This window comes from Paraburkholderia flava, assembly GCF_004359985.1.
Taxonomy (GTDB): Bacteria; Pseudomonadota; Gammaproteobacteria; order Burkholderiales; family Burkholderiaceae; genus Paraburkholderia; species Paraburkholderia flava.
Window position 1 is genome coordinate 1,835,399 of record NZ_SMRO01000001.1, and the last position, 25,318, is coordinate 1,860,716.

20 protein-coding genes are annotated in these 25,318 nt (G+C 62.6%); 14 read left to right on the forward strand and 6 right to left on the reverse strand.

All coding sequences use genetic code 11. From position 1 onward, the window contains the following. Nucleotides 1–18 precede the first annotated feature (18 nt). Nucleotides 19–1,188: a helix-turn-helix transcriptional regulator gene (locus tag E1748_RS08175; RefSeq protein WP_133646590.1), complete on the reverse strand. Its 1,170-nt coding sequence runs from the start codon at nucleotides 1,186–1,188 to the stop codon at nucleotides 19–21. A gap of 340 nt (nucleotides 1,189–1,528) precedes the next feature. Between E1748_RS08175 and E1748_RS08180 the strand changes: the two genes are divergently transcribed. The 3 genes from E1748_RS08180 to E1748_RS08190 all read left to right on the forward strand — a co-directional run bounded on the left by E1748_RS08180 (nucleotide 1,529) and on the right by E1748_RS08190 (nucleotide 3,440). Further along, the gene (locus E1748_RS08180) at nucleotides 1,529–1,762 is read left to right on the forward strand and encodes a hypothetical protein (protein ID WP_133646591.1); all 234 of its coding nucleotides are present in this window, start codon (nucleotides 1,529–1,531) and stop codon (nucleotides 1,760–1,762) included. A gap of 67 nt (nucleotides 1,763–1,829) precedes the next feature. Next, a complete protein-coding gene (locus tag E1748_RS08185; protein WP_133646592.1) occupies nucleotides 1,830–3,029 on the forward strand; it encodes a serine hydrolase domain-containing protein in 1,200 nt (399 codons plus the stop codon). A gap of 117 nt (nucleotides 3,030–3,146) precedes the next feature. Continuing rightward, nucleotides 3,147–3,440 (forward strand): H-NS histone family protein, encoded by a 294-nt coding sequence (locus tag E1748_RS08190; RefSeq protein ID WP_133646593.1) that lies wholly within the window; start codon nucleotides 3,147–3,149, stop codon nucleotides 3,438–3,440. Nucleotides 3,441–3,896: 456 nt separating this feature from the next. Here E1748_RS08190 and E1748_RS08195 read toward each other — a convergent pair whose 3' ends face one another. Both E1748_RS08195 and E1748_RS08200 read right to left on the reverse strand, forming a co-directional pair. Then, complete coding sequence (locus E1748_RS08195; RefSeq protein ID WP_133646594.1) at nucleotides 3,897–5,642, reverse strand: tannase/feruloyl esterase family alpha/beta hydrolase; 1,746 nt, start codon at nucleotides 5,640–5,642, stop codon at nucleotides 3,897–3,899. After that, on the reverse strand, nucleotides 5,639–6,745 hold the full coding sequence (locus tag E1748_RS08200) for an OpgC domain-containing protein (RefSeq protein ID WP_133646595.1): 1,107 nt from the start codon (nucleotides 6,743–6,745) through the stop codon (nucleotides 5,639–5,641). Before E1748_RS08200 ends, E1748_RS08195 begins: the two co-directional genes overlap by 4 nt. A gap of 467 nt (nucleotides 6,746–7,212) precedes the next feature. On the opposite strand from E1748_RS08200, the gene E1748_RS08205 reads away from it, so the two are divergent. Continuing rightward, complete coding sequence (locus E1748_RS08205) at nucleotides 7,213–8,814, forward strand: peptide chain release factor 3 (protein WP_133646596.1); 1,602 nt, start codon at nucleotides 7,213–7,215, stop codon at nucleotides 8,812–8,814. Between the two features lie 72 nt (nucleotides 8,815–8,886). Here E1748_RS08205 and cysC read toward each other — a convergent pair whose 3' ends face one another. Then, on the reverse strand, nucleotides 8,887–9,489 hold the full coding sequence (gene cysC / locus E1748_RS08210) for an adenylyl-sulfate kinase (RefSeq protein WP_133646597.1): 603 nt from the start codon (nucleotides 9,487–9,489) through the stop codon (nucleotides 8,887–8,889). 514 nt (nucleotides 9,490–10,003) lie between these two features. Here cysC and E1748_RS08215 point away from each other — a divergent pair. The 6 genes from E1748_RS08215 (at nucleotide 10,004) to E1748_RS08240 (ending at nucleotide 18,959) form a co-directional block, all read left to right on the forward strand. Next, nucleotides 10,004–10,963: a hypothetical protein gene (locus E1748_RS08215; RefSeq protein ID WP_133646598.1), complete on the forward strand. Its 960-nt coding sequence runs from the start codon at nucleotides 10,004–10,006 to the stop codon at nucleotides 10,961–10,963. Nucleotides 10,964–11,366: 403 nt separating this feature from the next. Beyond that, nucleotides 11,367–12,920: a methyl-accepting chemotaxis protein gene (locus E1748_RS08220; protein WP_133646599.1), complete on the forward strand. Its 1,554-nt coding sequence runs from the start codon at nucleotides 11,367–11,369 to the stop codon at nucleotides 12,918–12,920. A gap of 308 nt (nucleotides 12,921–13,228) precedes the next feature. Beyond that, complete coding sequence (locus tag E1748_RS08225; protein WP_205965209.1) at nucleotides 13,229–14,299, forward strand: DUF262 domain-containing protein; 1,071 nt, start codon at nucleotides 13,229–13,231, stop codon at nucleotides 14,297–14,299. A gap of 1 nt (nucleotide 14,300) precedes the next feature. Continuing rightward, complete coding sequence (locus tag E1748_RS08230) at nucleotides 14,301–15,248, forward strand: hypothetical protein (protein WP_133646600.1); 948 nt, start codon at nucleotides 14,301–14,303, stop codon at nucleotides 15,246–15,248. A 502-nt stretch (nucleotides 15,249–15,750) separates the two neighbouring features. Further along, complete coding sequence (locus tag E1748_RS08235) at nucleotides 15,751–16,329, forward strand: DUF1349 domain-containing protein (RefSeq protein ID WP_133646601.1); 579 nt, start codon at nucleotides 15,751–15,753, stop codon at nucleotides 16,327–16,329. Nucleotides 16,330–16,589: 260 nt separating this feature from the next. Continuing rightward, nucleotides 16,590–18,959 carry a bifunctional acetate--CoA ligase family protein/GNAT family N-acetyltransferase gene (locus E1748_RS08240; protein ID WP_133646602.1) on the forward strand — a complete coding sequence of 790 codons (2,370 nt, stop codon included), beginning with the start codon at nucleotides 16,590–16,592 and terminating at the stop codon, nucleotides 18,957–18,959. A gap of 17 nt (nucleotides 18,960–18,976) precedes the next feature. Here the strand turns inward: E1748_RS08240 and E1748_RS08245 are convergent, their stop codons facing one another. Continuing rightward, a complete protein-coding gene (locus E1748_RS08245; protein WP_133646603.1) occupies nucleotides 18,977–19,519 on the reverse strand; it encodes a hypothetical protein in 543 nt (180 codons plus the stop codon). A gap of 258 nt (nucleotides 19,520–19,777) precedes the next feature. Between E1748_RS08245 and E1748_RS08250 the strand changes: the two genes are divergently transcribed. Then, on the forward strand, nucleotides 19,778–20,545 hold the full coding sequence (locus tag E1748_RS08250) for an SDR family oxidoreductase (protein ID WP_133646604.1): 768 nt from the start codon (nucleotides 19,778–19,780) through the stop codon (nucleotides 20,543–20,545). A 30-nt stretch (nucleotides 20,546–20,575) separates the two neighbouring features. Here E1748_RS08250 and E1748_RS08255 read toward each other — a convergent pair whose 3' ends face one another. Then, nucleotides 20,576–21,364, reverse strand: coding sequence for an IclR family transcriptional regulator (locus E1748_RS08255; RefSeq protein WP_133647299.1), 789 nt, complete (start codon nucleotides 21,362–21,364; stop codon nucleotides 20,576–20,578). A 432-nt stretch (nucleotides 21,365–21,796) separates the two neighbouring features. Between E1748_RS08255 and E1748_RS08260 the strand changes: the two genes are divergently transcribed. From E1748_RS08260 to E1748_RS08270, 3 genes are read left to right on the forward strand one after another with little or no spacing between them, the layout of a single operon-like run. Then, a complete protein-coding gene (locus E1748_RS08260; protein WP_240766516.1) occupies nucleotides 21,797–22,753 on the forward strand; it encodes a sugar ABC transporter substrate-binding protein in 957 nt (318 codons plus the stop codon). Next, nucleotides 22,750–24,273, forward strand: coding sequence for a sugar ABC transporter ATP-binding protein (locus tag E1748_RS08265; RefSeq protein ID WP_133646606.1), 1,524 nt, complete (start codon nucleotides 22,750–22,752; stop codon nucleotides 24,271–24,273). The genes E1748_RS08260 and E1748_RS08265 overlap by 4 nt, the downstream gene beginning before the upstream one ends. Beyond that, nucleotides 24,263–25,303, forward strand: coding sequence for an ABC transporter permease (locus E1748_RS08270; protein WP_133646607.1), 1,041 nt, complete (start codon nucleotides 24,263–24,265; stop codon nucleotides 25,301–25,303). Before E1748_RS08265 ends, E1748_RS08270 begins: the two co-directional genes overlap by 11 nt. Nucleotides 25,304–25,318: the final 15 nt, after the last annotated feature.

The following is a 25,318-nucleotide window of genomic DNA, read 5'->3' on the forward strand; positions in this document are numbered from 1 at the left end:
CCTAAGCCCGGGTACGAATCAAGTCAGCGCCCCAGGCAGATGCAGCAGCAGCCGGATCAAATCCGGCTGACGATTCGTCGACGTCTTCTGATAGATCGATTGCAACTGCTTGCGCACGGTGTCGTGCTGGACGCCGACGCGCTCCGCGATTTCCTTGAGCGACTGACCCTCCGCGAGCCAGTGCGCGACGCGGCATTCGGCCGGCGTCAGATCGAATGCGGCGGCGAGCAGTTCGTCGTCGACCACCGGCGCCGAGGCCGGGTGGAAGAAGATCAGCATCGCGATCGGCCGCAGACCGAATGCCTCCGATACGTCTCCCGGCACGATCAGGTTGTAGAACGCGTAAAGCGCGGTTTTGCCGCTTTCGCTGCTTTCGTCCATTTCGTCTGCAATGCGTAACGCCCGGTAGCGCGCGGCCGAGGTTCGCGCCCATGCGTCGGGGATGCGCAAACGGGCTTCGGTCCGCGCGCAGTCGTCGAGAAAGCCGGCGAGAAACGGTGCGGGCAGGATCAGCGCGCGGCCCGCAACACGTACGAGCGACGTAGATTGCAGCAACCGCTCAGCCGCGCCGTTCACGCGCAGCACTTCGCCGCCTGTCGTCGTGAGGATCACCGGCTGCCCCCAGCGACTCACGAACGTGTGGCCGACCAGATCGTCGGTCGAGAACACGTAGCGCGTAGCCTGCTGCGCGACCGCGCGTGCGAGATGCGGCGTCAGGCGCTCGAGCAACGCGACCGCATCCGTTGCGAGCGGTCCCTGCTCGGCGCCGCGCAGACACGCGAACATCACCGCGACGCGCTCGTCGTCGATCAGCTTGCACACCGACACATAGCGCCGCCCGAGCGGTAGCAGGAACCGCTGGAAGAAGCGGTTGCCGCGCACGAACGCATCGTCGAAATGCGTGTGGCAGTGCAGCCACTGCTGCACGGGCTGCGCCCACATCAGCGCGAGCCGTGGGTCGTTCCGATAATGCCGCTGGATATAGCCGAGCTCGCCCGCTATCGGCAGATTGAAACCGTCGCTGAATGACAGCGTGTCGTGGCCCTTGTCGAACGCGAGGACGTGAATGGTTTTTGCGCCAATGGCCTCGGCAATGTCGGCATAGATCGTCTGCCATCCGGCGGGATTGCCGACCGTGTCATAAATACGATGGATAAGACGCTCATATTGCTCTTCGTGGGGATTCACTGCGGCCTCGGTGATGTCGGAATGTCGGCTACCCGATTGGCCGTCAATGCGGGCCGTTCCGCAAATGAGGAATATACAGTCCGATTGGCCAACGTTAGTCTTCCGTTTCTTACGTCAGATTATCTTCAGACGAAGCGCTGCGTTCGGTGCGGCGCCTAACGGAACTCCGCAGACCGCGGTTTTACATTTGATTCACGCGGTTTCTAACACTTTCTGTAAATTTTTCCAGACAGCCCAAAGAAGGCAGTCGGATGGCATTTGCTTCCGCTTTTCAGGTAATCGCACGAGGCATGATTAATGCTTGGCATTAAAAATTGAATGAGAATTCCGGGGAAACACAATGAACCACCTCCAGCTCGAAAAAGATATTGAACATCTGGAACACGTGATGGCTCGCATCTCGTCATCGGACCGCATACCTTTGTCATACTGGCGCAACCGGATCGAATCGGTGTCGGTGGCGGTGATCGTGCCGTCGCAGGCGCATCGCGTCAGACGTCTCAACGAAGCGCTGCGCGCGCTCGAAGCGCGCGTGAACGACGTGCGCGGTACGCAGGCGTACCCGCAAGGTTGAAGATTGTTCGCCACGACATGGCGGAACGGGAACACGAGTTTCGAAGAACAAGGTGGCAGGATCGACGATGGCGACAGCAGGGTTTTCACCGGCGCGGCTCGTGCGGGTGACCGACACGATGAAGGCCTATGTCGAGCGCGGCGACGTCGCGGGCGTGGTGACGCTCGCGTGGCGGCGCGGCGAGATCGCGCAGTTCGACGCGCTGGGTTTGCGCGACGAGATCGACGCGTTGCCGATGGAGCGCGACACATTGTTCCGGATCGCCTCGATGACGAAACCCATCACGAGCGTGGCCGCGTTGTTACTCATGGAAGAAGACCGGTTGTCGCTCGACGCGCCGGTCGAGCGCTGGTTGCCCGAACTCGCGGACCGGCGCGTGCTGCGCGATCCGGCCGGGCCGCTCGACGCGACCGACGCCGCGCGCACGCCGCTAACCGTTCTCGATCTGCTCACGCATCGCGCGGGCTTCGCGTATGGCTTCACGTCGATGGGACCGCTCTCCGACGCGTACATGTCAGTGTTCAACGGCATCGACGGACATGCGAATGCGGATCGCTGGCTCGCGCGTGTCGCGACGTTGCCGCTGATGTTCCAGCCAGGCACGCGCTGGCACTACGGCATCGCAACCGACGTGCTCGGCGTGCTGATCCAGCGCGCGAGCGGCATGTCGCTCGGCGAGTTTTTTCGCAGCCGGATCTTCGAGCCGCTCGGCATGCGCGACACGACGTTCTGCATCGAGTCGTCGCAGATCGGACGGCTGTCGACCTCGTGGCGTGTCGACGCAGACAGCCGGCGACGCGTCGTCGAGGAGCGGGCGGAGGGCAGCCGCTGGACGAATCCGGCGCGCTTCCAGAGCGGCGGCGGCGGGCTCGTATCGACTGCGCACGACTATCTGCAGTTCGCGCGGCTACTGCTCGGGCGAGGACGCGTCGATGGTACGCGGCTGCTGTCGCATCGCTCGGTCGATCTGATGCGCAGCAACTTCCTCACGCGCGATCAGCGGCGCATGCCGGCGATCGGACACGTGAGCTGGGCGGGCCAGGGATTCGGGCTTGGACTGTCGGTGATCGACGATCCGGCACAGCAACTGCTGCTCGGTTACCGTTCGGTCGGTTCGTTCAGCTGGCCGGGTGCATTCGGCACGAGCTGGTTCGCCGATCCGGTCGAAGAGATGATCGGCATCATGCTGATCCAGTTGCGCACGGTCGAGCCATTTCCGATGGTGCTCGACTACGAAAGACGGCTCTACGAAGCATTAGACGATTAAACGTTTCACCGGCTTGCGAGGCATATCTGGCAAGCCTGAGGCGAAATACGTCTATCCGGCACTTTTTCTATCTGATAGGGTCACAGTCCGTTACCAAACCGATCGGAGACACGTGTCATGGCCACCTATAAGCAACTGACAGCACAGCTCGAGAAGCTTCACAGGGACGTGGCCGTCGCGCGCGAGAAAGAGGTGGCGCAGGCGATTGCCGACATCAAGCAGCAGATTGCCGAGTACGGCATCACTGCCGAGGAGCTTGGCTTCTCGACGAAGCGTCCGACTACTGCGCGCAAGCCGCCGCTGCCGCCGCGCTACCGCAATCCGAAGAGCGGCGAAACCTGGAGCGGCCGTGGCCGCACGCCGGGCTGGCTGATCGGCAAGAACCGCGAGCGCTTTTTGATCGAAGACTGACGGACGCTGGCCACACGCACGACACCCTTCGACGGCCGATGCATTCACGCGATGCATCGGCCGTTGGCGTTCAAGGTGACGACGAAACCGAACGGATGCGCACCGTTACGCAAGTCCCGAAAACGCTCACCTTTAGATTGAACCGGTGAGCGGTGCGATGTTTCTCGATGCACCTGTGTGTCGATGCGAGCGCGAGCGTTTGCGCGAGTGAAGTGTTGAATATCGTCGCTGCGTGTGTGTGATTCGAGCGTCGTGCAATGATGGCGATACCGCCCGAAAAGCCTTTATCTATAAGCCTCTGCGGGTTTCGTCGGCAAGCGGTGAGATGATGCGGATGCATACGTTGAACCAGGATGCAGCACGTTGCGATACGCGTCTTCGCTCACATCGAAGCACGCAACACAATCACGCATCGATCGCACTTCACGAGCCTTTACTCACCGGTCCCGAAAACTCTCACCTATCGCTCATCGACTCGGCGCAGCGGAAATTTTCCGCACGATCGAGACTGCCATACCCGACGTAGCGCGGAAAACCAGGGAAGCGGCACAACGGTCGCGAGCGTCCGTATGTCGCCGATGCGAGATCGGTTGCGACGAGCGTTTGCGGCGCGACGCCATGCGTGACCCAGTTATCGAGCGCGCCGAGCATGTCGACCGACGGAATGAACGCGCCATTGCCGTGCTGGAATCCTGGGACCATGTAGAGCCGCATGAATCCATCGACCTGCGCAGCGCCGTAGCGCGCGACGAGCGCGCGATAGTAGGCGATGGTCTGGTTCGGGCTGATCACTTCGTCGGCGAGTCCTTGCAGCGTGATCAGCTTGCCGCCGCGCGCGATGAAGCGCGACATGTCCGGGTTCATCGCGCCGATCGTTCCCGACAGATCGACGAGCCTCGGCAGATACGCGCCCGGATGCTGGACATCGAACTGCAGCGAGTCGACGCTGTTGTCGCGCGTCACGAAGTAGCGGATGTACGCGTCGCCCTGCGCGAACAGATAACCGTTCGGAAAGAACGCCGGATCGGGCAGACGCTCGGCCGTATGCGCGAGGCCGAGCATGCCGGTGAAGCGCGTCCCCTGGAAGACGTTGTAGCCGCGATAGCGGTTGACCTGCCATGCGAGCGTATAGGGCAGCGTGAGCCCGTCGCGCAGCACGGACAACGTCTTGACCTGCGCGGGGCTCAGGCAGCTTTCGTCGTCGCTGTCGGCGTGCGGGCCGCAACGCATCGAGCGGATCAGTTGCGGTTCGAGCGCGCGGCACGCTTCGATGTTGCCGACGATGCCGTCGGGTGCGCCGTCGAGCATGTCGCAGGTATCGATCGTGCGGCGATAGACGCGATCGAGCAGCGCCGGTGGAATGAAGCCGCCGACGGTGTGATATTCGGCTTGCCCGACCTTGACGCCGAGCAGACGCACGCCGGAAAAATTCAGCGCGGGCGAGTTGGCGATCACGCCGTCGTAGTCGTCGGGGAAGCGCTGGATCGCCGTGTAGCCTTCGCGTCCGCCGGTTGAGCCGCCCGCGAAATACATGCGCTCCGGCAGCCTGCCGTAGCCGCGCGCGATCAGCGTCAACGCGACGTCGTGCGTCTTCTTCAGATGCGCGTAGCCGAAGTTGATCACCGCCTCGTCGACGAGTCCGAATGCCGCGACACCCGGATTGCCGACGTGGCCCGAGTCGTCGCCGAACGTCGCGTAGCCGCGCGCGAGCGGCGGCTTGTCGGGCGAGAACGGCACGGTGCCCGTTCCGCTCACGACCACTCCGCTATAGCCCCCACCGCCGAACTGCAACGCGCGACCATTCCAGCGACGCGGCAGATTCAGTTCGAAGCGGATATCGGGCGCGCCGATCTTGATCGACTTGATGCTGCCGGTGATCCGGCAATACTCGCCGTCGACGTTGGCCGGCGCGTTGGCGGGAATCACGGTGGCGTCGTCGATCTGCGCACCGCGTGTCGGCAGACCGATCGCGGCAGGCGGCAGCACGAGCCCGGCGAATTCCGTGCAACGTGGCGGGACGAGGGGGGCGTGATACGCGTGGGCGGGACGCGCGGTGGTCGCGAGTCCTATACAGAGAAGCGTCGCGAGGACGCGTGCGAGATCGCGACTGCATGCGCGTGACTGCGTCGCCGCATGGACATATGCACAGACATACGCATGCGATGCACGAGGCGACGCGACACGCGCGATCCGCGCCGTCATCCGGCGCGTGCGCCTTGCACGGCCGCGCGAGTATGCGGGCCACGCCAGTGACGCCAGTATCGGGCGAGCGCGAGCACGGCGGCGATCGCTGCGAAGTCGCCCGCGAGCGCGGCGACGAAGCCGGCGAGACCGTGCCATCCGTGCGGCGTCGCCGTATCGACGACGAGCGAAATCAGTGTGCCGCCGACGAAGCACACGAGCCCCGTGCGCCCCACCGTCACGACGGCCGGCAGACGCTGCGCGAGCCGCGCGACCGCGCCGCGCGCAACGAACAGCGAGACGACCCACGCGATGGCGACGAAGTTGACGACTCTGACGAACGCTAGATGCTGCTTCATGGCACCGGGCAACGGTTGAACGAGAATAAACAGCCTGACGACGGCGAAGCCGATCACCGCGGCGAGCGCGATGCGCGACAGCCAGCGTCCGGCCGGCGACGCGAGATGCGCGGAGGTCGGTGGATGCAACCGGCCGATCATGCCGAGCACGAACATCAACTGCCACGCGAACGGATTGAACGCCCAGCCGGCGACGTCGTCGAGGCTGAAAACCGTGGCGATCAGCGGCGCGAACCACCAGACGCCCAGGCTGCACGCGAGCGCCGCAACCGGCGAACGACGCACCAGCGGCACCGCGAGCGGCACGAACAGCGCAAATATGACATACATCGGCAGCACGCTCGACAGATACGGCTGTTGCCGCAGCAGGAGGATGTCGAACGTCGTGCGCATCGGGTGATTTGCGAACGGCTGCCAGCCCGTCAGATCGACCATCGGATGATTGAGATGCAGCAGCGCCAGCACCGCGCCCGACACCAGCGTGAGCAGCGCGGTCAACAGATACGCACGGTAAATTTCCCCGCAGCGCCGGACGAAGCGCGAGCGCGCCGCGACCACGCCGCTGCGCGCGAGCACCGCCATATACGCGGCCGCCGACGCATAGCCGCCGAGAAACACGAACACCTCCGCCGAGTCGCACAGCGCGTACGCATGCAGCATCAGATGCGAGAGCAGGCTGCCCGGCATGTGATCGAGCACGATGACGATCAGCACGACACCGCGAAAGAAATCGACTTCGATCGAACGTCCCTGGCGTGATTCCATTGGATTCTCGCTGGCTGACAGCTGATGGGAGAAGAGGATGCCGTGCGCGTATCGCCGCAGGCCCGTTCCGCTACGAACCGTGCGCGCGCGCAATGTTCCCGCTCGCGAAATCATTCTGCGCTTACCGTGTATTTCAGTGCAGCGAAGCGGGCATCCGGACAGCTACGCGTAAGGCGCGATGAGGCGGATCGACAGCCAGGCGCGAGCGACGTGCCGACCCGGCAACCCGACCGTTTGGCGACGCTGCCGTCCGCGACGTGTATCATTCGTCCCGGCGCTGTTCTGTGCTGGCGTTTCCAGCATTCCCTGCCGCTCGTGCTATTTCCGTCGCGCTTGTTTCACACCACGGAGTCGCGCACGATGCGGGCCGGCCCGGACCCTTCCGCAGCCATCGCCGCCGCGTCCGCCGCTGCGCGTGCGTCCGGCCAGATCCGATTCGCCAGCCGATCCCTAGTTAAGTCCGTTCCATGCCAGTCTCTGAACTCAACCGTCGCCGCACATTCGCGGTCATTTCCCACCCGGATGCGGGTAAAACCACGCTCACGGAAAAGCTGCTGCTGTTCTCGGGCGCGATCCAGATCGCGGGTACCGTGAAGGGCAGAAAGAGCAGCCGCTACGCGACGTCGGACTGGATGGAGATCGAAAAGCAGCGCGGCATTTCGGTGGCGAGCTCGGTGATGCAGTTCGAGTACGGCGACGCCGTGATCAACCTGCTCGACACGCCGGGCCACGAAGACTTCTCCGAAGACACGTACCGCGTGCTGACCGCCGTCGATGCGGCGGTCATGGTGATCGACGGCGCGAACGGCGTCGAAGCGCAGACGCTGAAGCTGCTCGAGGTGTGCCGCAGCCGCAAGACGCCGATCGTCACGTTCATCAACAAGCTCGACCGCGAAGTGCGCGAACCGCTCGATCTGCTCGACGAAATCGAACAGCATCTGGGCGTCGCCGCCGTGCCGTTCACGTGGCCGATCGGGATGGGCAAACAGTTCCAGGGCGTGTACGACATCCAGCGCGACCAGGTGCGTGTGTTCCGCGCGGGGCAGGACACCGCAGGCGGTGCGGTCGAAACGCTGCAGGGCTTGAGCGACGAAGCGGGCGAAGCGCGTTTTGGTCATCCGTGGATCAAGGCCAAGGAAGAAATCGACCTGATCACCGGCGCGACGCCGACGTTCGACCGCGACGCGTTTCTCGCGGGCCAGCAGTCGCCGGTGCTGTTCGGCTCGGCGATCAACAACTTCGGCGTGAAGGAAATTCTCGACGCACTCGTCGACCTCGCACCGCCGCCGTCCGCGCGGATGACCGTGCAGCGCGCGGTCGAACCGAACGAGCCCAAATTCACCGGCGTCGTGTTCAAGGTGCAGGCCAACATGGACCTCGCGCACCGCGACCGCGTCGCGTTCATTCGCGTGTGCTCGGGGCACTTCGAGCGCGGGATGGCATTGAAGGTCACGCGCTCGGGCAAGATGTTCCGCGCGAACAACGTGGTGAGCTTCCTGTCGCAGCGTCGCGAGACGGTAGCCGAGGCGTACCCCGGCGACATCATCGGTATTCCGAATCACGGCACGCTGAGTCTCGGCGATACGCTGACCGAAGGCGAAGACCTGCAGTTCGTCGGCCTGCCGTTCTTCGCGCCGGAAATTTTTCAGACTATCGAAGTCGTCGATCCGATGCGCGCGAAGCAGCTCGGCGAAGCGCTGAAGCAGCTCGGCGAAGAAGGCGCGATCCAGGTGTTCCGGCCGGTGGTCGGCGGCGCGATGATTCTCGGCGCGGTCGGTCAGCTGCAGTTCGAAGTCGTGTCGCACCGCTTGTCGGCCGAGTACAAGGTCGACGTGCGGATCATGCCCGCGCGTTATCGGATGTCGCGCTGGGTCACCTGCGACGATGCCGCCGAACTGCGCCGCTTCACCGATTCGTACGCGGCGCGGATCGCGCTCGATGCATCGAATGCGCCGACGTATCTCGCGTCGCACGTATCGGAAATCGAAGTCGCGCAGAAGGCATGGCCGAAGATCGTGTTCAACGAACTGCGCGAGCACTCGGGCGCGCCGTTCAAGAAGGCGCTGTAACGCGGCTTGTCTTTTTATCACCGCCGGGCCGCCTCCGATGGAGTCGCGGCCGGTGTCCTGTGAAAGATCCACTCAAGGCTGACCAAGCTGGCGCATGACCAGCGCGGCTGCGTTGGCTACCGAACATTGAGTGGTATCGATGCGTATGTCGGGCGTGGCCGGTTCCTCATAAGGGGAATCGATACCCGTGAAATTCTTGATCGCTCCCAGTCTAGCCAGCTTGTAAAGCCCTTTGGGATCGCGTCGCTCTGCAATGGCGACGGGTACGTGCACGTGTACTTCGATGAATCGATGAGGTCCGGCAATCGCTCGTGCCAGTTGCCGGTCGGCAGCGAAGGGGGCGATCGCACAGACCAGCACCAGCAGACCGGCATCCGCCATCAGTCGACTGACTTCGCTTGCGCGCCGGATGTTTTCGTGTCGGTGCTCATCGGAAAAGCCGAGATCCCGACATAATCCGCCGCGCAGCGTGTCGCCATCCAGCAGGAAAGTGTGCTTGCCATTTCTGTGGAGCTGCAGTTCCACGGCGCTCGCGATGGTGGACTTTCCGGCTCCGGATAGACCCGTGAACCAGACGATGCCGGGCGTTTGTCGCAGCGACCCGGCGCGGTCCGTCGCACTCACTGCAGAAGCATGAGGGTAAATGTGTTGCGTGCTGTCGATTGGCAGATTCATTTAACCTCCGCGGCCGGCAGATAGTTTAGTGGGCTACGCCTGCCGGTGTGTTACAGCCGGAGTCGAAATATTTACGCCACTTTACCGGAGGCAGTCGGACGATCAATCAGAGTGTAAAACGTCGACATCGTATTACCGTTGCTTACGCGCATGACCCCACTGAATAAACGGCTCTTCGCCATTTGATCCTCGCCGGTGCTGTTGAAGTATTACGGCGCCTTGCAAGAACGGGGCTCTTGAAGACCGTGGCGGCGCTTCATCCATTAGCATTTCGGCCATTGGCGTCACGTCATGCCGGTCCTCGCCGGCATGGGCGAAACGTATGCCATTGCACGGCTTGGGATGATTTATGCAAGAGACAGCGCCAACGATATCCCCGATATTCATACACTCGTTATTCAGATCGGGCAGCACTTACCTGTTCCACAAATTTCGGTCCACGGATAACTTTTATTGTTATCAGGAACCATGCAACGAAGCCCTCATCGATCTGGACAGAAATCCAGACGGGTTCATGAAATCTCCCGGCTACGACAGCCGTCTACTAAGACATCCCACACTTACCGCCCCTTACTTTTACGAGAGTTACTGTATTCGCGATCGTCTAAAAGGGCTGTTCAGAAAAGCCTTTAGCTACGAAGACTATTTCACGGGTCCCACGCTTCCGGATGATCAAAGGGACTATTTCGCTACCTTGATCGACGCAGCGCCTAAACGACCGTTGCTGCAGTTCTGCCGAAGCGCAGGACGCATCGAAGCACTCAAGCGGGAATTCGGCGGCGTTCATATTCATCTCTGGCGAGAGCCGCGCGGTCAGTGGTGGTCATACAAAGTGTCCGACTACTTCGATGCCGCTACCCAGGCAACCTATAACGCGTTCCGGTTGCCGGAAGTGCTGATGAAAATCCGGACGCTCGCGAACATCCACTGCTTCCGGGGACGGTCCGTCAACCGGGAGGTTGGCTTTTACCGCAGTCATCCAATAGGTTCGCGAGAGAGCTACCTTGCGTTCTTCGGTATGTGGCTTTACTCATTCATCGAGTGCGAGCGACACACGTCTGAAACCATCTGCATCAACAAGCTCAACAGCGAGGATTACCGTGCTCAAGTCGTGCATGCGTTGTCGCTCGAGGGCATCGACGGGTTGGCGTTCTGCGATGCCAGGCTGGCAGGTTCAGTGTTCCCGAAAGCAGAGGCGCGCTTTTACGAAAGTATCGAGGACGAAGTCGCGCAGGTGTTCTGCGAGTGCGGTTATGCCCGATCGGAGGTCATGTCGGCTCTAGCCGCGGGAAGGTCCGACATGCCGGCCACGTCGGATGTTCCGGGAGATGTCCTGCAGAAGGAGATTTCCCGGCTTCGGGCGCTGGCATTCACGCATTGGGACACGAAGAAAGCCGGCGAATATCGCGTGTTGCCGATGATCTCGTCGGCATGTCGACGCCTGGTGGAGAACCTGAAGCGACACGCCGGGTAAATTCCATGCGACGTACCCCTGATGATCGCGTCTGCGAAGCGATGACCGCGAAACAGGGCCGACGGTCGTGCCGCACCGGGAAGCCTGTCACGCCATCGCCGAAGACATTGAATCTTCGGCAGCAGGCAGCGTAAGCAGGCTGGCTCCGGCTGCCTGGAACCGGCCCCTGCGGCGGAAGCCTGCACGCCTTAAATCCAGTTGTACTGCACATCCGCGGGCATTTCGTCCGACAAAACACCCCATCGCCATAAAGTTCTGCCCATCGCTGCCGTAGATATTAAACGGGCGCGGAAAAAGAACGATTCCACCGGCAGATGTATTCCTTCGCATGCCCGACCGTTGCGTAAAACCGCGGGGAGTACACGCGCCGGCGTCGTGCTTGCCAACTGGAGGGACATTAAAAATGCTGAGCAAGCTGTCAATTCGCGCGAGCCTGAGCCTGATCGTCGCGTTCTTCGGCGTCGTGCTGGTGATCGGCGCCGCTGTCGGGCTGCTGTCGATTCGCGCCGGCAATGCATCGCTGCAACAGATGTACACCGTCAACACGCCGGCCGTCGCCGATCTCGAAGGGAGTGCGGGCCAGTTGCTGCGTCTGCGGCTCGCGCTTGCGACCTATGCGTCGCTGATCGATCTGAACGACAACGACGGCGCGAAGGCCGTGCTCGGCCGCTTCGACCAGTATCTGAAGATTTCGAACGATCGACTTGATCACTATGTGTCGATTGCCGGTTGGGACGACGAGGGCCGGCGCCTCATCAAGGACATGCAGGACAAGCGCAATACGTTTCTGCACGACGGCGTCGATCTTGCGCTGGCCGCGCTGAAATCGGGCGACCGGAACGGCTTCGAGGAAATCCAGGCGCACAAGCTGCCGTCGCTCTACAACGGCTATGAGAAGGCGATGCTCGCGCTGGAGAAGCGGCAGATCGATCACGGCGCGCAGCAGTACCAGGCCGCGCAGGACCGCTTCGTCGCGGTGAGTATCGCGGTGGTCGTCGGGATGGTGCTCGCGCTGCTCGGCGGATGGCTCGCGCGCGCGGGGCTGATGCGCGCGATCGTGCATCCGGTCGATGCGGCGATCCTGCAGTTTCAGCGTATTGCGGGCGGCGATCTGACCGAACGCGTCGTGGTCAGAAGCAACAACGAGATGGGCAAGCTGTCGGCGGCGCTGCAGAAGATGCAGGCGTCGTTGATCACGACGGTCAGCGCGGTGCGCGACGGCACCGAGTCGATCGATACCGGCGTGAGCGAGATTGCATCGGGCAACGCCGATCTGTCGCAGCGTACCGAGGAGCAGGCCGCGTCGCTCGAGGAAACCGCCGCGAGCATCGAACAGCTGACCTCGACCGTCAAGCAGACCGCAGAAAACGCGTTGCAGGCCAGCTCGCTTGCACACGATGCGTCGGGCCTCGCCGCGCGCGGTGGCGAACTCACGCGCGAAGTGGTCGGGACGATGCAGCACATCGTCGACGACTCGAAGCAGATTGCCGATATCGTCGGCGTGATCGAGGGCATCGCGTTTCAGACTAACATCCTCGCGTTGAACGCGGCGGTCGAAGCCGCGCGCGCTGGCGAGCAGGGTCGCGGCTTTGCTGTGGTCGCGAGCGAAGTTCGTACGCTCGCGCAGCGTAGCGCGACGGCGGCGAAGGAGATCAAGGAACTGATCGACACGTCAACGACGCGTGTCGAAACCGGTGCGAACCTCGTCGAGCGTTCGGGCTCGACGATGCAGGAAATCGTCGGCGCGATTACGCGGGTGAGTTCGATCATGGGCGAGATTGCGTCGGCGGCGGCTGAGCAGAGCAGCGGCATCGATCAGGTCAATCTTGCGGTCGCGCAGATGGATCAGGTTACGCAGCAGAATGCTGCGCTTGTCGAGCAGGCTACGGCTGCGGCGGCTTCGTTAGAAGATCAGGCGCATACGTTGCGGGCGGCGATTGCGGTGTTTAGGACTTGATGGGGGTAGTAGGGCGCCGAAGTATGTGCGACGGCCCTACGCCCGCTGTCGTGCGGCGGTTCCCGGCCAACAAGCGACGTTTGTTGGCGGCGACGCCATGACATTCGGGAGGCAGTTCCTGTTCGCAAGCGGTCATTCGATCACCGAGAGCCGGCGTCGTGTCACTGGCTCACGTCGCGTGCGAGGCCTGATGCCACCTCCGGAGACTTCGCCAAAAGCAGGCGAACAAGCTGGCCGGCGGCTGAAGTGTCTAGCGATCTGCAATGCTAAAATCCGCAAAGATCTGGCACTTTCTCCACTGGAGGCCCATGAGCAACCTAACAAAAATTGTCCAGAAGTTCGAGGCAGCGCAAAACGCACTGGTTCTTCAGGCTTCCGACCTTTCTCTGCAAACGATCGCGCAAATGGTGCAGAGCAAAGCGATTGATGTTTCGCCGAAATACCAGCGGCGCGAGCGATGGAAACCGCTTGCACAAGCAGAACTGATCGAGTCATTCTTGATCAATGTTCCCATTCCACCTGTCTACCTAGCGGAAGATGACTTTGGCACTTATTCGGTCATTGACGGTAAGCAACGCATCACGACAATTCATCGATTTCTTTTCGACCAGTTTGCCCTAGAGGGTCTTCATAAATTCCCGGAGGTCAACGGGCTCAAGTTCTCAAACCTGCCGCCGGAACTTTACAACGCTCTGACGATTCGGCCATACGTGCGAGTCGTTACGCTCTTAAAACAAACGGATCCCGAACTCAAATACGAAGTGTTCACTCGACTGAACACTGGTGGCGAACCTCTTTTGCCCCAAGAAATTCGTAACGCGCTTTACCGAGGATCGTTGAACGACCTGCTTTTTGAATTGGCGGATGCACCGTTCCTTCATCGGCAGTTGAAGATTGTGTCGATGAAAGAGACACCATATAAGGAAATGCAAGATGTAGAAGCGGTTTTGCGTTTTCTAAGTTTGAGTTTGAACTGGTCGGACTTTAGCGGAAACATGCGTTACTCGTTGGATGCGTTCGCGGCGGCGAACCGTGACATCAGTAAGCAAAAGATCTCGGCAGCTAAGAAGAAATTTGAGACTGCTCTTGCGCGTTGCGAACATCTATGGGGAGACGATGCATTCAAACGACATCAGGGAGCTGCGTATCGTGACCAGTTCATGTCAGCGATGTTCGATGCGCAGATGATAACTGCATCCGAATTAAGCGAAGCGCGGTACAACGCGCTTTGCACCAAAACAACGACGGTTCGAAAAGAGACCTTGAAGCTTTTCAAGGATGATCGTTTCGTTGACGCGATCCGAGTATCTACGAACACACCCAGTAAGGTGCTGTATCGTATCGACACAATGAAAGAAGCGTTGAAGAATATTGCCTAGCATGAGCGCGAAAAACTCGTTGCTTGCAACATTGACCGTTCTCGGGGACTGCTTAAAGGACGCCGCGCTGATCGACACGGCTTTGACGGTCGAGCACAATCTACGCGCAAGCATGCTTCGACAAGGCTTGGCGGTGTTAGTCTTTGCGACAATGGAGTCATTCATCAGAGAGCGAACTGGAGAATTGCTTCGATCCTTCTCCAATCCTCATCTGGCGTTTTCCGACCTACTTCCTTCTTTACAAAAGGCCACTACCATCGGGGCGTTAGACGGTATTCGTTTCCGTCTCAAGCTACAGCCAACACCGGACAAAATAAATTGGCTCGTCGGGGCACTGGCCCCCGTTGCGTCCGCGACGAGCAATCTTGCTCAGCTATCAACGTATTCCTTTGGCCAAGCCGCTTCGAATCTTGTCGAGGACGACGTTGCCGACATTTTGAGAGCATTTGGTGTGTACAGTCCGTGGGCGCAAATTACCGAACTTAGTAGGAGGTTGGGCGTCGGAACTCTGGATTGCGAAAGCGAATTTGTTACCATCAAGGAGCGCAGACACGATTCTGCGCATGCTCTTACGGCGAGCGTCTTGCATCCGGATTTGGAAGGCTCGTTGCGTTCAGCGTTGGCGATTTGCATAGGATTTGACCTATTGCTCTCCCATGCGCAGCGGCTTTTCAACGATAAGCTCGGACCCAACAAAGACAATCGCCCCGCAATGAAGCACACGGACGTCCAATTGGTGTTCGTGGCCCCGAAGCCCGGATCAGCAGATCGCTTCATCGTGCGAAAAGAGCAACTGCCGCCGCCCGCGCCCACGCTGAAACGATCGCTCCGTATCTTGCCGGACTATCCTAGTGCCGTAACTTTCGCCCGTGGTTACGCTGGTTCTCGGAAGATTCAACTGGTCGTTCTAGACAGCACCTCGACGCCGACGGATTGGACGACCTGGTAATTGGCAGTCTGAAGTTATCGAAAACATGTGTCTAAGCATCTGCCCCCCAGTCATCCTGCATGATTGATCTCTCAGCCATTTTTTGACTCGCCCATGAATGACAATTAGGCGACCGACGACAATGTGCGATATTTCTTACTAAGCGAGGGCCTCCACCGCGTTCGAAGGCCGAAAGCCCGTCGGCAACGATATCACTCGCGAGTGACCGTGGAACTTTGGAACTCGACGCTCGGCCCGCAACCGGCTGACCGGCCAAGAAGGGTCGTCTACGGACAATCGCATCAGAAAAAATCCTACCGCTTCGGCGCAGACCTCGGTCGGTCGCAAGAACTTTGATGCATCCGCCCTGGCAATCGTGGCGCGGCTACACGTAAGTCCGTGATTTGTGATCTGCGCCGTCGCGATAGCCGCGGCACCCTACGTGCGCATCGGCGTCTCTCGTTACGAGTACGTCCGTCATTTACACTGACCGGATACCGGCTCAAGCAGGACAAGGTGCGACATGACGACGTTCAAAGAACTCAAATGGCTTAACGCCCCGGCATCGTCCGAACTTCGATCGGGAGACCTGTGGGTCAAGACCGGCGATCGAACCGACTTCTGGCGCGGGACGTTCTACGACTTCTGGCGCGACAACGGTCATTTCGGTTACGTCACGGTGTCCGGAGATTTTTCTGCGGAGGTCACCGTCATCGGTCGCTATGAAGCGCTATACGACCAGGCCGGCTTGATGATCCGCGTGAGCGAGGCTGACTGGATAAAAGCCGGGACCGAGTTTTCCGATGGCGAGGTGTGTATGTCGGTCGTCGTCACGAACGACCACTCCGACTGGTCGATGCAACGTCTGACGGCTGCGTCCGGTGAACTGCGTTTGCGCGTGACGAGACACGCCGAAGCGGTGCGCGTGCAATACCTGCGTGAATCGGACAGCCAGTGGCAGATGGTGCGCCTCGCGTATTTGCCGCCGACGGCCAGCGTCGATGTAGGCGTGATGTGTTGCTCGCCGCAGCGGGAGGGTTTCGAGGTGTTGTTTCGGGATCTGACGATAGGGCCGGCGATTGAGCGTCGGCTGCATGATTGAAGCGGTGTTGCGACTACAGAAAGGCAGGTGAGTCGCGCACATCGGATTTCGCTGTCGTCGCTACGGAACATCCGCACGTTCATCGTTAAGACGTCGATCAGGCTTCCCAGATTTCGGGCGACGATACGACCACAAGGCCGTCCATCGGCTCCGCGCTACACGTCCCTCCCTTCGCTCTCCGACTTCGCCTATCCTGTCGACATACGCGCCCGGCGACTAGCACCCGCCCCACCGCACGCCCTCCGACACCAGGCCCCCCCGTGACTGTCCGCAACCTCGACGCACTCTTCCGTCCGCACTCCGTCGCTGTGATCGGCGCTTCGCAGCGGCCCGGCAGCGTCGGCGCGATGGTCTGGTCGCGGCTGCTGCAAGGCGGTTTTCCCGGACCGCTGTGGCCCGTCAATCCAAAGCTCGACACACTCGACGGCCATCCGGTCGCGGCCAATACCGCCGACCTGCCCGAAGCGCCGACCGTCGCGCTCCTCTGCACGCCACCCGCGACGTGGCCCGGCATCGTGCACGGGCTGGGCCGGATCGGTACGCGCGCGGCGATCATCGTCGGCGAGGCGCGTAGCGACGCGGACCGTCAGGCCGTGCAGGACGCGCTCGCGGCCGCGCGGCCGCATCTGCTGCGGATCGTCGGGCCGGGCAGCCTCGGTGTGATCACGCCCGCGCTGCGCGCGCATCTCGGCGCGCCGTCGTGCACGGTCGCGGCGGGCGGCGTCGCGTGGGTGTCGCAATCGAATGCGCTGACCAATGCGGTGCTCGGCTGGGCGCATGCGCGTGGGCTCGGTTTCTCGCATGCGGTTGCACTCGGCGGCGAGGCCGACGTCGATGCGGGCGACGTGCTCGACTATCTCGCGAGCGATCCCGGCACCCGCGCGATCCTGCTCGAACTCGACGCGGTGCGCTCGGCGCGCAAGTTCATGTCGGCGGCACGCGCGGCTGCGCGCAACAAGCCGGTGCTCGCGCTGCGCTCGGGCCGCGCCGATCCCGACGACGCGTTGTACACCGCAGCGTTCCGGCGTGCCGGCATGGTGCGCGTCGACGCGCTCGACGATCTGCTCGACGAAATCGAAACGCTCGGCGTGGGCCGTGTCGCCGCGAGCGACAGCGCGACGCTGATCGCCAGCGATCGCGGTGTCGCGACGCTTGCGTGCGATGCGTTCGCCGCCGCAGGTGACACGCTCGCGCACTGGCCACTGTCCACCGCCGATGCACTCGCGCAAACGCTGCCTCATGTCGCATCCGGCAATCCGCTGGTGCTCGGCGACATCGCGCGGCCCGAGCATTTCGGTGCGGCGCTGCGCGCGCTCGCCGATCATCGCGCGAGCGGCACCGCGTTCGTCGTGCATGCATCGACGCACAGCGCGCCCGCAGCCGACGTCGCGCGCGTGCTGATCGAACATCAGCGTTACGCGTACCGTGGGTTGCTCGCGTGTTTCTTCGGCGGCGTCGATGCAGCGACACGCGATGCGCTGCACGCGCAGGGCATTCCGGTGCACACGACACCGCAGCGCCTCGCGCGCGCGTTCGCACGGCTCGTCGATTATCGGCTCGGCCGCGAACTGTTGATGCAGACACCCGAAAGCGCGCCAGCCGAAGTTCCCGCGTCGATCGATGCCGCTCAGGCCGAAGCGCGCGATGCGCTCGCACGAGGCGTGAACGAATTACGCGGCGAGGCGGCCGCGCGGCTCTTCGCGCATTTCGGACTGACGGTCGCGGCGGCATCGTCTGAGACGAACAACAAAGCCGTCGTCGACATCGCGATCGAACTCCACGACGACGAGAATTTCGGCCCCGTGTTCCACTTCACGACCCCGTCGCCGGATGACGTCGCGGCGCCGATGCGTGTCTACGGATTGCCACCGCTGAACCCCACACTCGCACGCGACATCGCCGCGACTTCGCCGTACGCGCGCCAGGTCGCGCCGGAACCGACGCTCGCGGCATTGACCGCGCTGTCGCAGGCGGTCTGCGACATTCGCGAGATCGTTGGCCTGACGTTGACGCTGCGCGTGTTGAAGGATCGCGTGCAACTCGTCGAGCCGCTAGTGCGTCTCGCCACGACGCGCAGCCGGCTCGCGATCATGCCGTACCCGCGACGCTTCGAAGAAACGCTGGACTGGCACGACCTGCGCGTGACCGTGCGGCCGATCAGGCCGGAAGACGAGACTGCGCATCGCGACTTCGTCGGCGCGATGACGCAAGACGATCTGCGGCTGCGCTTCTTCGGCGCGGTCGGCACGTTCGATCATTCGCAGCTCGCGCGGATGACGCAGATCGATTACGACCGGGAGATGGCTTTCATCGCGACCGTCGCCGGCGAGAACGGCGCGCCGCGCACGCTCGGCGTCGTACGCGCAATTGCCGATCCGGACAACGATACCGCCGAGTTCGCGCTCGCGATCCGTTCCGACCTGAAGGGCAACGGACTCGGGCGACTGTTGATGGAGCGGATCATCGCGTACGTGCGCTCGCGCGGCACGCGCTGGCTGGTCGGCGAGGTGCTGCGCGAGAACACCGCGATGATCGCGCTCGCGAAGCGCTGCGGCTTCACGATGACGACGACCGAAGATCCGGGCGTCGTCGGCTTCAGAATGGCGCTCGAATCATCCGCGCCACGCTGAAGCGGTTTACATAGCGGTCAGGCCGCGAGTTTTGCGGCAGCCTCGTCGATCTGGCCGCGCGACACCGCGAGTTCTTCGAGCCACGCGTCCGCATACACGGCACCCGTTTCGCGCTCGAGTCGCGCGATCGTCGCGGCGCAGCGCGCAGCGTCCTTCGGCGTCGCGATGAAGCCCTTCACCGACTGTCCCGCCTTGAACGCGTCGAACAGCGGATCGCGGACTTCGTCGGGCAGATTGCGGGTCCACTGATACGGCTTGCCGTTGAACGTGATCGACGGCGGCAGCACGCGCTCTTTCTTCGTCGCGGGGATCAGGCCGTAGGTGCGCGCGGCGTCGCCGATCTGTTCCGGCGAGAACAGCTCGTCGGGCGTGATGTCGAATTGCGCGATGTGCGTTTCGATCGCCTGCATCGCGGTGGCGCGGTCGTCGCGCTTCTGCTGCGCACGCGCGACGATGTCGCGTAGTTCATCGGCTTCTTCGGCACTGATCGTGAAGCTTGCCTGCTTCTGCTGAAGATCGGAAAAGCGCTGGAATTCGGTATCGGTCAGAAGTTTCGCCATGACGGTGTCGAGAGGGAACGGGAAGAAACGCGCACGTGCGGCGTGTGTGCGTTTCGGAAGGGCCGCTATTCTAACGTCATGACGCGCACATTCCAATCATGCAGCGGCGTGCTGCACAAATTCGTCGTTCGGCTGCGTTTGAGCGAACCCATGCACGCCCGCCGCGCATCGACGACAATGACACCGTTCTCTTTCGAGCGGCTGCGTTGAGCACCTATTGCACGCGCTCGCCTCACACCCCTTTCTCGCGGAATCGCCATGACCTCTTCGAACTCTTCTCCTTCTTCAACACGCGCAATCGTCACCGGACACACACGCGGCGTCGGTGCTGCGCTCGCTGCGCAACTGCTCGAACGCGGCATCGCGGTGCTGGGTGTTGCCCGTCGCGGTAACGCGGCGCTTGCCGCCGGCCACGCGGGCCTGTACGAAGAAGTGACGCTCGATCTCGCCGATCTGGTCGCGACCGCGCAATGGCTCGCGAGCGATGCATTGAAGCGTTTTGTCGGCGGCGCGCAGCGGGTCGTGCTGTTCAACAACGCGGGCGTCGTCGAGCCGGTCGGGCCGATCGAGACTCAGGACGTCGCGGCCATCGCGCGCGCGGTGAGTCTGAATGTTGCCGCGCCGCTGATGCTCGCGAGCGCGCTCATGGCCGCGAGTGCCGATGCGACCGACCGGCGCATCGTGCACATCTCGAGCGGTGCCGCGCGCAACGCGTATCCCGGCTGGAGCGTCTACTGCGCGACGAAGGCCGCGCTCGATCATCACGCGCGCGCCGCAGCGCTCGACGCGAATCGCGCTCTGCGCATTTGTAGCGTCGCACCGGGCGTCGTCGATACGGATATGCAGGCTGCGATTCGCAGCACGGACACTGAGCATTTCCCGCTGCGCGAGCGGTTCGACGAAATGAAGCGCAGCGGCAAGCTCGCGACGCCGGACGATGCAGCGCGTCAGTTGATCGACTATGCGTTGAGCGATGCGTTCGGCAGCGTGCCGACCGCGGACGTGCGGGAATTGCCGCCGCATTGAGCGGCGCGCGTAGCGTGAGAACGTAAAACGCTACGCGTCCTGCTCACGAAACATCGACAACCCCTCGATCATCTCGCGCAGCAACACCGTCGCCGCTTCAAGCGTCGGCGCCGCGTATTCGTCGATCCGTCGCAGATACGGACAGGTCAGCACCGCGATCGCCTGACCCGACGGACCGAGAATCGGAAACGTCAGATCGGTCACACCGAAAATCTGCTGGCTGTCCTTCTGCAGAAAACCGGCCGCACGGATCTTCGCGCACGCGGTTTCGAGCGCACCGTGATCGACGGTTACCTCGCCCTTCACCTTCGTATGTTCGGCGAGCATGTGCTGGCGCTGCTCTTCGCTCTGAAACGCGAGCATCACGCGACCCGAGCCCGTATCGATCAACCCGACACGCGAGCCGAGCCGCACCGACATCCCCCACGTACCCGGTCCGTCGACCTGCGCGATCACCAGCAGATTGCCGCGATCGTAGACCACCAGGTGACACGACTGCTCGGCCGCATCGGCGAAGCGATGCATGTGCGGCAGCGCTTCGGAGATCAGCCGGTGCGTCGGCGGATGACGATGCGCGAGCGCATACAGCTTCAGACTCAGCGAATAGCGGTCGCCCCCCGCCGACCGCACGACATACTGCCGCGCGACCAGCCGTTCGAGCATCCGGTACATCTCGCTCGCATTGCGGTTCAGCAGCTTCGTGATTTCCGCGCGCGTCAGTCCATCCTTCTGCTCGGCGAGCAGTTCGAGAATATCCAGACCTTTATCGAGCGCGGGCGCGCGGTAACGGTCGGCATCGTCTTTTTCTTCCGCTTCCATCCTGGGCCGTAGGTCTTGTGCAGTTTTTTTCATGGACATGGCGCGAGAGTGTAGAGCGTCGCACGCCGCAGAGGGTCGATACCCCTGTCGACTGGCGGCCAGGGAAAATACCGACGGTCCTGCCGCGCACTTTGCTTGACTTCAAAAAGTCCGCATATGAATAATACGTTCATTGGTGAATCGTCGCTCACCAATATACAAGAAAGCGCAGGACGATGTGCCGGGGCACTCTTCGCGACCGGTCCAGGCAGTTCAACAACGCAGGTCCCACAACCATCTGGGATGGGATCGCAGTCAAAGCCCAAGGCTGACTACGATCTACAAAGGAGACAAGACATGACGTTCCCCAAAGGGCCGCGCGCGGCCCGTCGCTCGATACTCCGCGCTGCCGTTCCGGCCGCGTTCGCTGCTGCCTGCGTCGCGAGCCTCGCGATGAGCAGCGTCGCGCACGCCGCCGACGTCGGCAAGGTCGGCCTCGGCCTGCCGCTACTCACGTCGCCGTTCTGGGAGTCGTACAACAACTATCTGCCGAAGTACGCGAAGCAGATGGGCATCGACATCCTCGCACCGGTGAACTCGAACAACGATCCGGCGCAGCAGATCACCGACATGAACAACATGGTGAATCTCGGCGCGAAGGGCATCGTCGTCGGACCGATCGATTCGGCCGCGATCAGCCGCGCGCTCGATAGCGCCGCCGCGAAGGGCGTGAAGGTCGTCGCGGTGGACGTTGCGCCGACGCAGGGCAAGGTGGCAATGGTGGTGCGTGCCGACAACCGTGCGTACGGCTCGAACGCGTGCAAGTACATCGGCGAGCATGTGAAGTCGGGCAAGGTCGTGCAGATCATGGGCGACCTCGCATCGGTGAATGGCCGCGACCGCTCGGAAGCGTTCCGCGCATGTCTGAAGAATTACCCGAACCTGTCGCTGCTCGAAATTCCGGCCGCATGGAAAGGCGACGTCGCCGCGACCGCGCTCGACAGCCTGCTCACCGCGAACCCGGACGTGAAGGCGATCTACATGCAGGCGGGCGGCGTGTACCTGTCGCCGACGTTGCAAACGCTGCGTCGCAAGCAGATGCTGTTTCCGGTCGGCAACGCGAAGCACATCGTGATCGTCAGTAACGACGGCATCCCGCAGGAATACGACGCGATCCGCCGTGGCGACATCGACGCGACCATTTCGCAGCCCGCCGATCTGTACGCGAAGTATGGCCTCTATTACATCAAGGCCGCGCTCGAAGGGAAGACGTTCAAGCCGGGTCCGACCGATCACGACAGCACGATTGTTCAACTGTCGCCGGGCGTGCTCGAAGACCAGTTGCCGGCGCCGCTCGTCACCAAGGCGAACGTCGACGACAAGAACCTCTGGGGCAATACCGTCAAATGAACGAGTCAGTCCGCGAACCGGTCGCGGTGGTCGAAGCGCTGGGTGTGACGAAGCGCTTCGGCTCGACGGCCGCGCTGAAGGACGTGAGCATCCGCGTGATGCCCGGCGAGTCGCATGCGCTCGTCGGGCGTAACGGCGCGGGCAAGTCGACGCTGGTGTCGATTCTCACGGGCCTACGCAAGCCCGACGACGGCGAGGTGCGTTTCGCCGGCACGCCGGCGCCCGCGATCGCGGACCGCGACGCATGGCGCGAGCGCGTGGCATGCGTCTATCAGCATTCGACGATCATCCGCGACCTCACGGTCGCGGAGAATCTGTTCATCAACCGCCAGCCGCGCCGGCACGGGATGATCGACTGGCACACGATGCGCCGCGATGCGCGCACGCTGCTCGATCACTGGAAGATCGACGTGCGCGAAGATGCGCGCGCCGGTGACCTGACTGTCGAAGCGCGTCAGCTGGTCGAGATCGCGCGGGCGCTGTCGTACGGCGCGCGCTTCATCATCCTCGACGAACCGACCGCGCAGCTCGATGGCGACGAAATCAAGCGGCTGTTTCGCCGTATCACCGAGCTGCAGCGCGAAGGCGTCACGTTCCTGTTCATTTCGCACCATCTGCAGGAGGTCTACGAGATCTGCCAGGCGGTGACCGTGCTGCGCGACGCGCGGCATATCGTCAGCGCGCCCGTGTCGGCGTTGCCGCGCGAGCAGCTGATCGAAGCGATGACCGGCGAACGCGGCGGCCTCGCGGTTGCCGATGCGGCCGATCGCGATGCGCTGCCCGCCGATACGCCGGTCGCGCTTCAGCTCGACGCACTGTGCGGCTCCGATTACGAAGACGTGTCGTTCACATTGAAGCGCGGCGAAGTCGTCGGGCTCACGGGCGCGACGAGCAGCGGCCGCACCAGCGTCGCCGAAGCGATCGCCGGGTTGCGCAAATCGCAGCGCGGTGCGATCCGCGTCGGCGGCAAGACGCTGCCGCCGGGCGATGTGCCCGCCGCGCTCGCGCACGGCATCGGTTGCGTGCCGAAGGATCGCCATCACGAAGGGCTCGTGCTCACGCAGTCGGTCGCGGAAAACGCCTCGATGACGATTGCGCGGATGCTCGGCCGCTTCGGCATCGCGCCGCCCGCGAAGAAGAACGCGTTCGGCCGCAAGATGATCGACGCGCTCGGCATCGTTGCACCTGGGCCTGACCACGTCGTGTCGGGGTTGTCGGGCGGCAATCAGCAGAAGGTCGTGATGGCTCGTGCACTCGCCACCGATCCCGACGTGCTCGTGCTGATCGACCCAACCGCCGGTGTCGACGTGAAGTCGAAAGAGGCGTTGCTTGCCGTCGTGCATCGCGTGCGCGAAGAGGGCAAGGCGGTGCTCGTCGTATCGGGCGAACTCGACGATCTGCGTACCTGCGATCGCGTGCTCGTGATGTTCCGTGGCCGCGTCGCGGCCGAATTTCCTGCAGGCTGGCAAGACCACGACCTGATTGCATCCGTTGAAGGAGTCAGTCTCCATGAAGAATAGTGTGCCTAGTCCCGCGTTCGCGGCCGGGCAAGGGCAAGCTGCCCAGGCGGCGGGGCGTGCGCGTCCGCGTATCGAATTCGCCCGCTTGCGCGATCTCGCGCTAGTGCCCGCGCTGATCCTGCTGATCGTGATCGGCGCGTTCGTGAATCCGAATTTCCTGACGAAGGCGAATCTGATCAGCGTGCTCGGCGCGTCGGCGGCGCTTGCGCTCGTCGTGCTCGCCGAATCGCTGATCGTGCTGACCGGCAAGTTCGACCTGTCGCTCGAATCGACGGTCGGCATTGCACCGGCGATCGGCGCGATGCTCGTGATGCCGGCGGCGTCCGCCGGCTTCGGGTTGCAATGGCCGGCGGCCGCGGGCCTGCTCGCGATCGTCGTGGTCGGCGCGGTGATCGGTTTCATCAACGGCTTTCTCGTCGTGCGGCTGCGGCTCAACGCGTTCATCGTGACGCTCGCGATGCTGATCGTGCTGCGCGGGATGCTGGTCGGCGCGACGAAGGGCGGCACGCTGTTCGACATGCCGCCGTCGTTCTTCGAACTCGCGACCACGATCGTGTTCGGCCTGCCGTTGTCGGTGTGGCTCGCGGCTGTTGCGTTCGCGATCGCGGCGTTCATGCTGCGCTATCACCGGCTCGGCCGAGCGCTGTACGCGATCGGCGGCAATCCGGAAGCGGCACGCGCAGCGGGGATTCGCGTGGAGCGCATCACGTGGGGCGTGTTCGTACTCGGCAGCATGCTCGCGTCGCTCGGCGGACTGGTCGTGACCGGCTACGTCGGCGCGATCAACGCGAACCAGGGCAACGGGATGATCTTCACGGTGTTCGCGGCGGCGGTGATCGGCGGGATTTCACTCGACGGCGGCAAGGGCACGATGCTCGGCGCGCTGACCGGCGTGCTGCTGCTCGGCGTCGTGCAGAACCTGCTGACGCTCGCGCAGGTGCCGTCGTTCTGGATTCAGGCGATCTACGGCGCGATCATTCTCGGCTCGCTGATGGTGGCCCGGCTCGCGAGCGGCGAAGGTCAGAACTGAAGACAGCAACGAATA

Bases quoted from the DNA above. Each gene is read 5' to 3' on its own strand.
- E1748_RS08255 (WP_133647299.1), bottom strand. From the start codon at position 21,364: ATGGAAGCGGAAGAAAAAGACGATGCCGACCGTTACCGCGCGCCCGCG.
- E1748_RS08200 (WP_133646595.1), bottom strand. From the start codon at position 6,745: ATGGAATCACGCCAGGGACGTTCGATCGAAGTCGATTTCTTTCGCGGT.
- E1748_RS08260 (WP_240766516.1), top strand. From the start codon at position 21,797: ATGAGCAGCGTCGCGCACGCCGCCGACGTCGGCAAGGTCGGCCTCGGC.
- E1748_RS08215 (WP_133646598.1), top strand. From the start codon at position 10,004: ATGAAATCTCCCGGCTACGACAGCCGTCTACTAAGACATCCCACACTT.
- cysC (WP_133646597.1), bottom strand. From the start codon at position 9,489: ATGAATCTGCCAATCGACAGCACGCAACACATTTACCCTCATGCTTCT.
- E1748_RS08245 (WP_133646603.1), bottom strand. From the start codon at position 19,519: ATGGCGAAACTTCTGACCGATACCGAATTCCAGCGCTTTTCCGATCTT.
- E1748_RS08180 (WP_133646591.1), top strand. From the start codon at position 1,529: ATGAACCACCTCCAGCTCGAAAAAGATATTGAACATCTGGAACACGTG.
- E1748_RS08235 (WP_133646601.1), top strand. From the start codon at position 15,751: ATGACGACGTTCAAAGAACTCAAATGGCTTAACGCCCCGGCATCGTCC.
- E1748_RS08190 (WP_133646593.1), top strand. From the start codon at position 3,147: ATGGCCACCTATAAGCAACTGACAGCACAGCTCGAGAAGCTTCACAGG.
- E1748_RS08230 (WP_133646600.1), top strand. From the start codon at position 14,301: ATGAGCGCGAAAAACTCGTTGCTTGCAACATTGACCGTTCTCGGGGAC.
- E1748_RS08265 (WP_133646606.1), top strand. From the start codon at position 22,750: ATGAACGAGTCAGTCCGCGAACCGGTCGCGGTGGTCGAAGCGCTGGGT.
- E1748_RS08185 (WP_133646592.1), top strand. From the start codon at position 1,830: ATGGCGACAGCAGGGTTTTCACCGGCGCGGCTCGTGCGGGTGACCGAC.
- E1748_RS08270 (WP_133646607.1), top strand. From the start codon at position 24,263: ATGAAGAATAGTGTGCCTAGTCCCGCGTTCGCGGCCGGGCAAGGGCAA.
- E1748_RS08220 (WP_133646599.1), top strand. From the start codon at position 11,367: ATGCTGAGCAAGCTGTCAATTCGCGCGAGCCTGAGCCTGATCGTCGCG.
- E1748_RS08225 (WP_205965209.1), top strand. From the start codon at position 13,229: ATGAGCAACCTAACAAAAATTGTCCAGAAGTTCGAGGCAGCGCAAAAC.
- E1748_RS08250 (WP_133646604.1), top strand. From the start codon at position 19,778: ATGACCTCTTCGAACTCTTCTCCTTCTTCAACACGCGCAATCGTCACC.
- E1748_RS08205 (WP_133646596.1), top strand. From the start codon at position 7,213: ATGCCAGTCTCTGAACTCAACCGTCGCCGCACATTCGCGGTCATTTCC.
- E1748_RS08195 (WP_133646594.1), bottom strand. From the start codon at position 5,642: ATGACGGCGCGGATCGCGCGTGTCGCGTCGCCTCGTGCATCGCATGCG.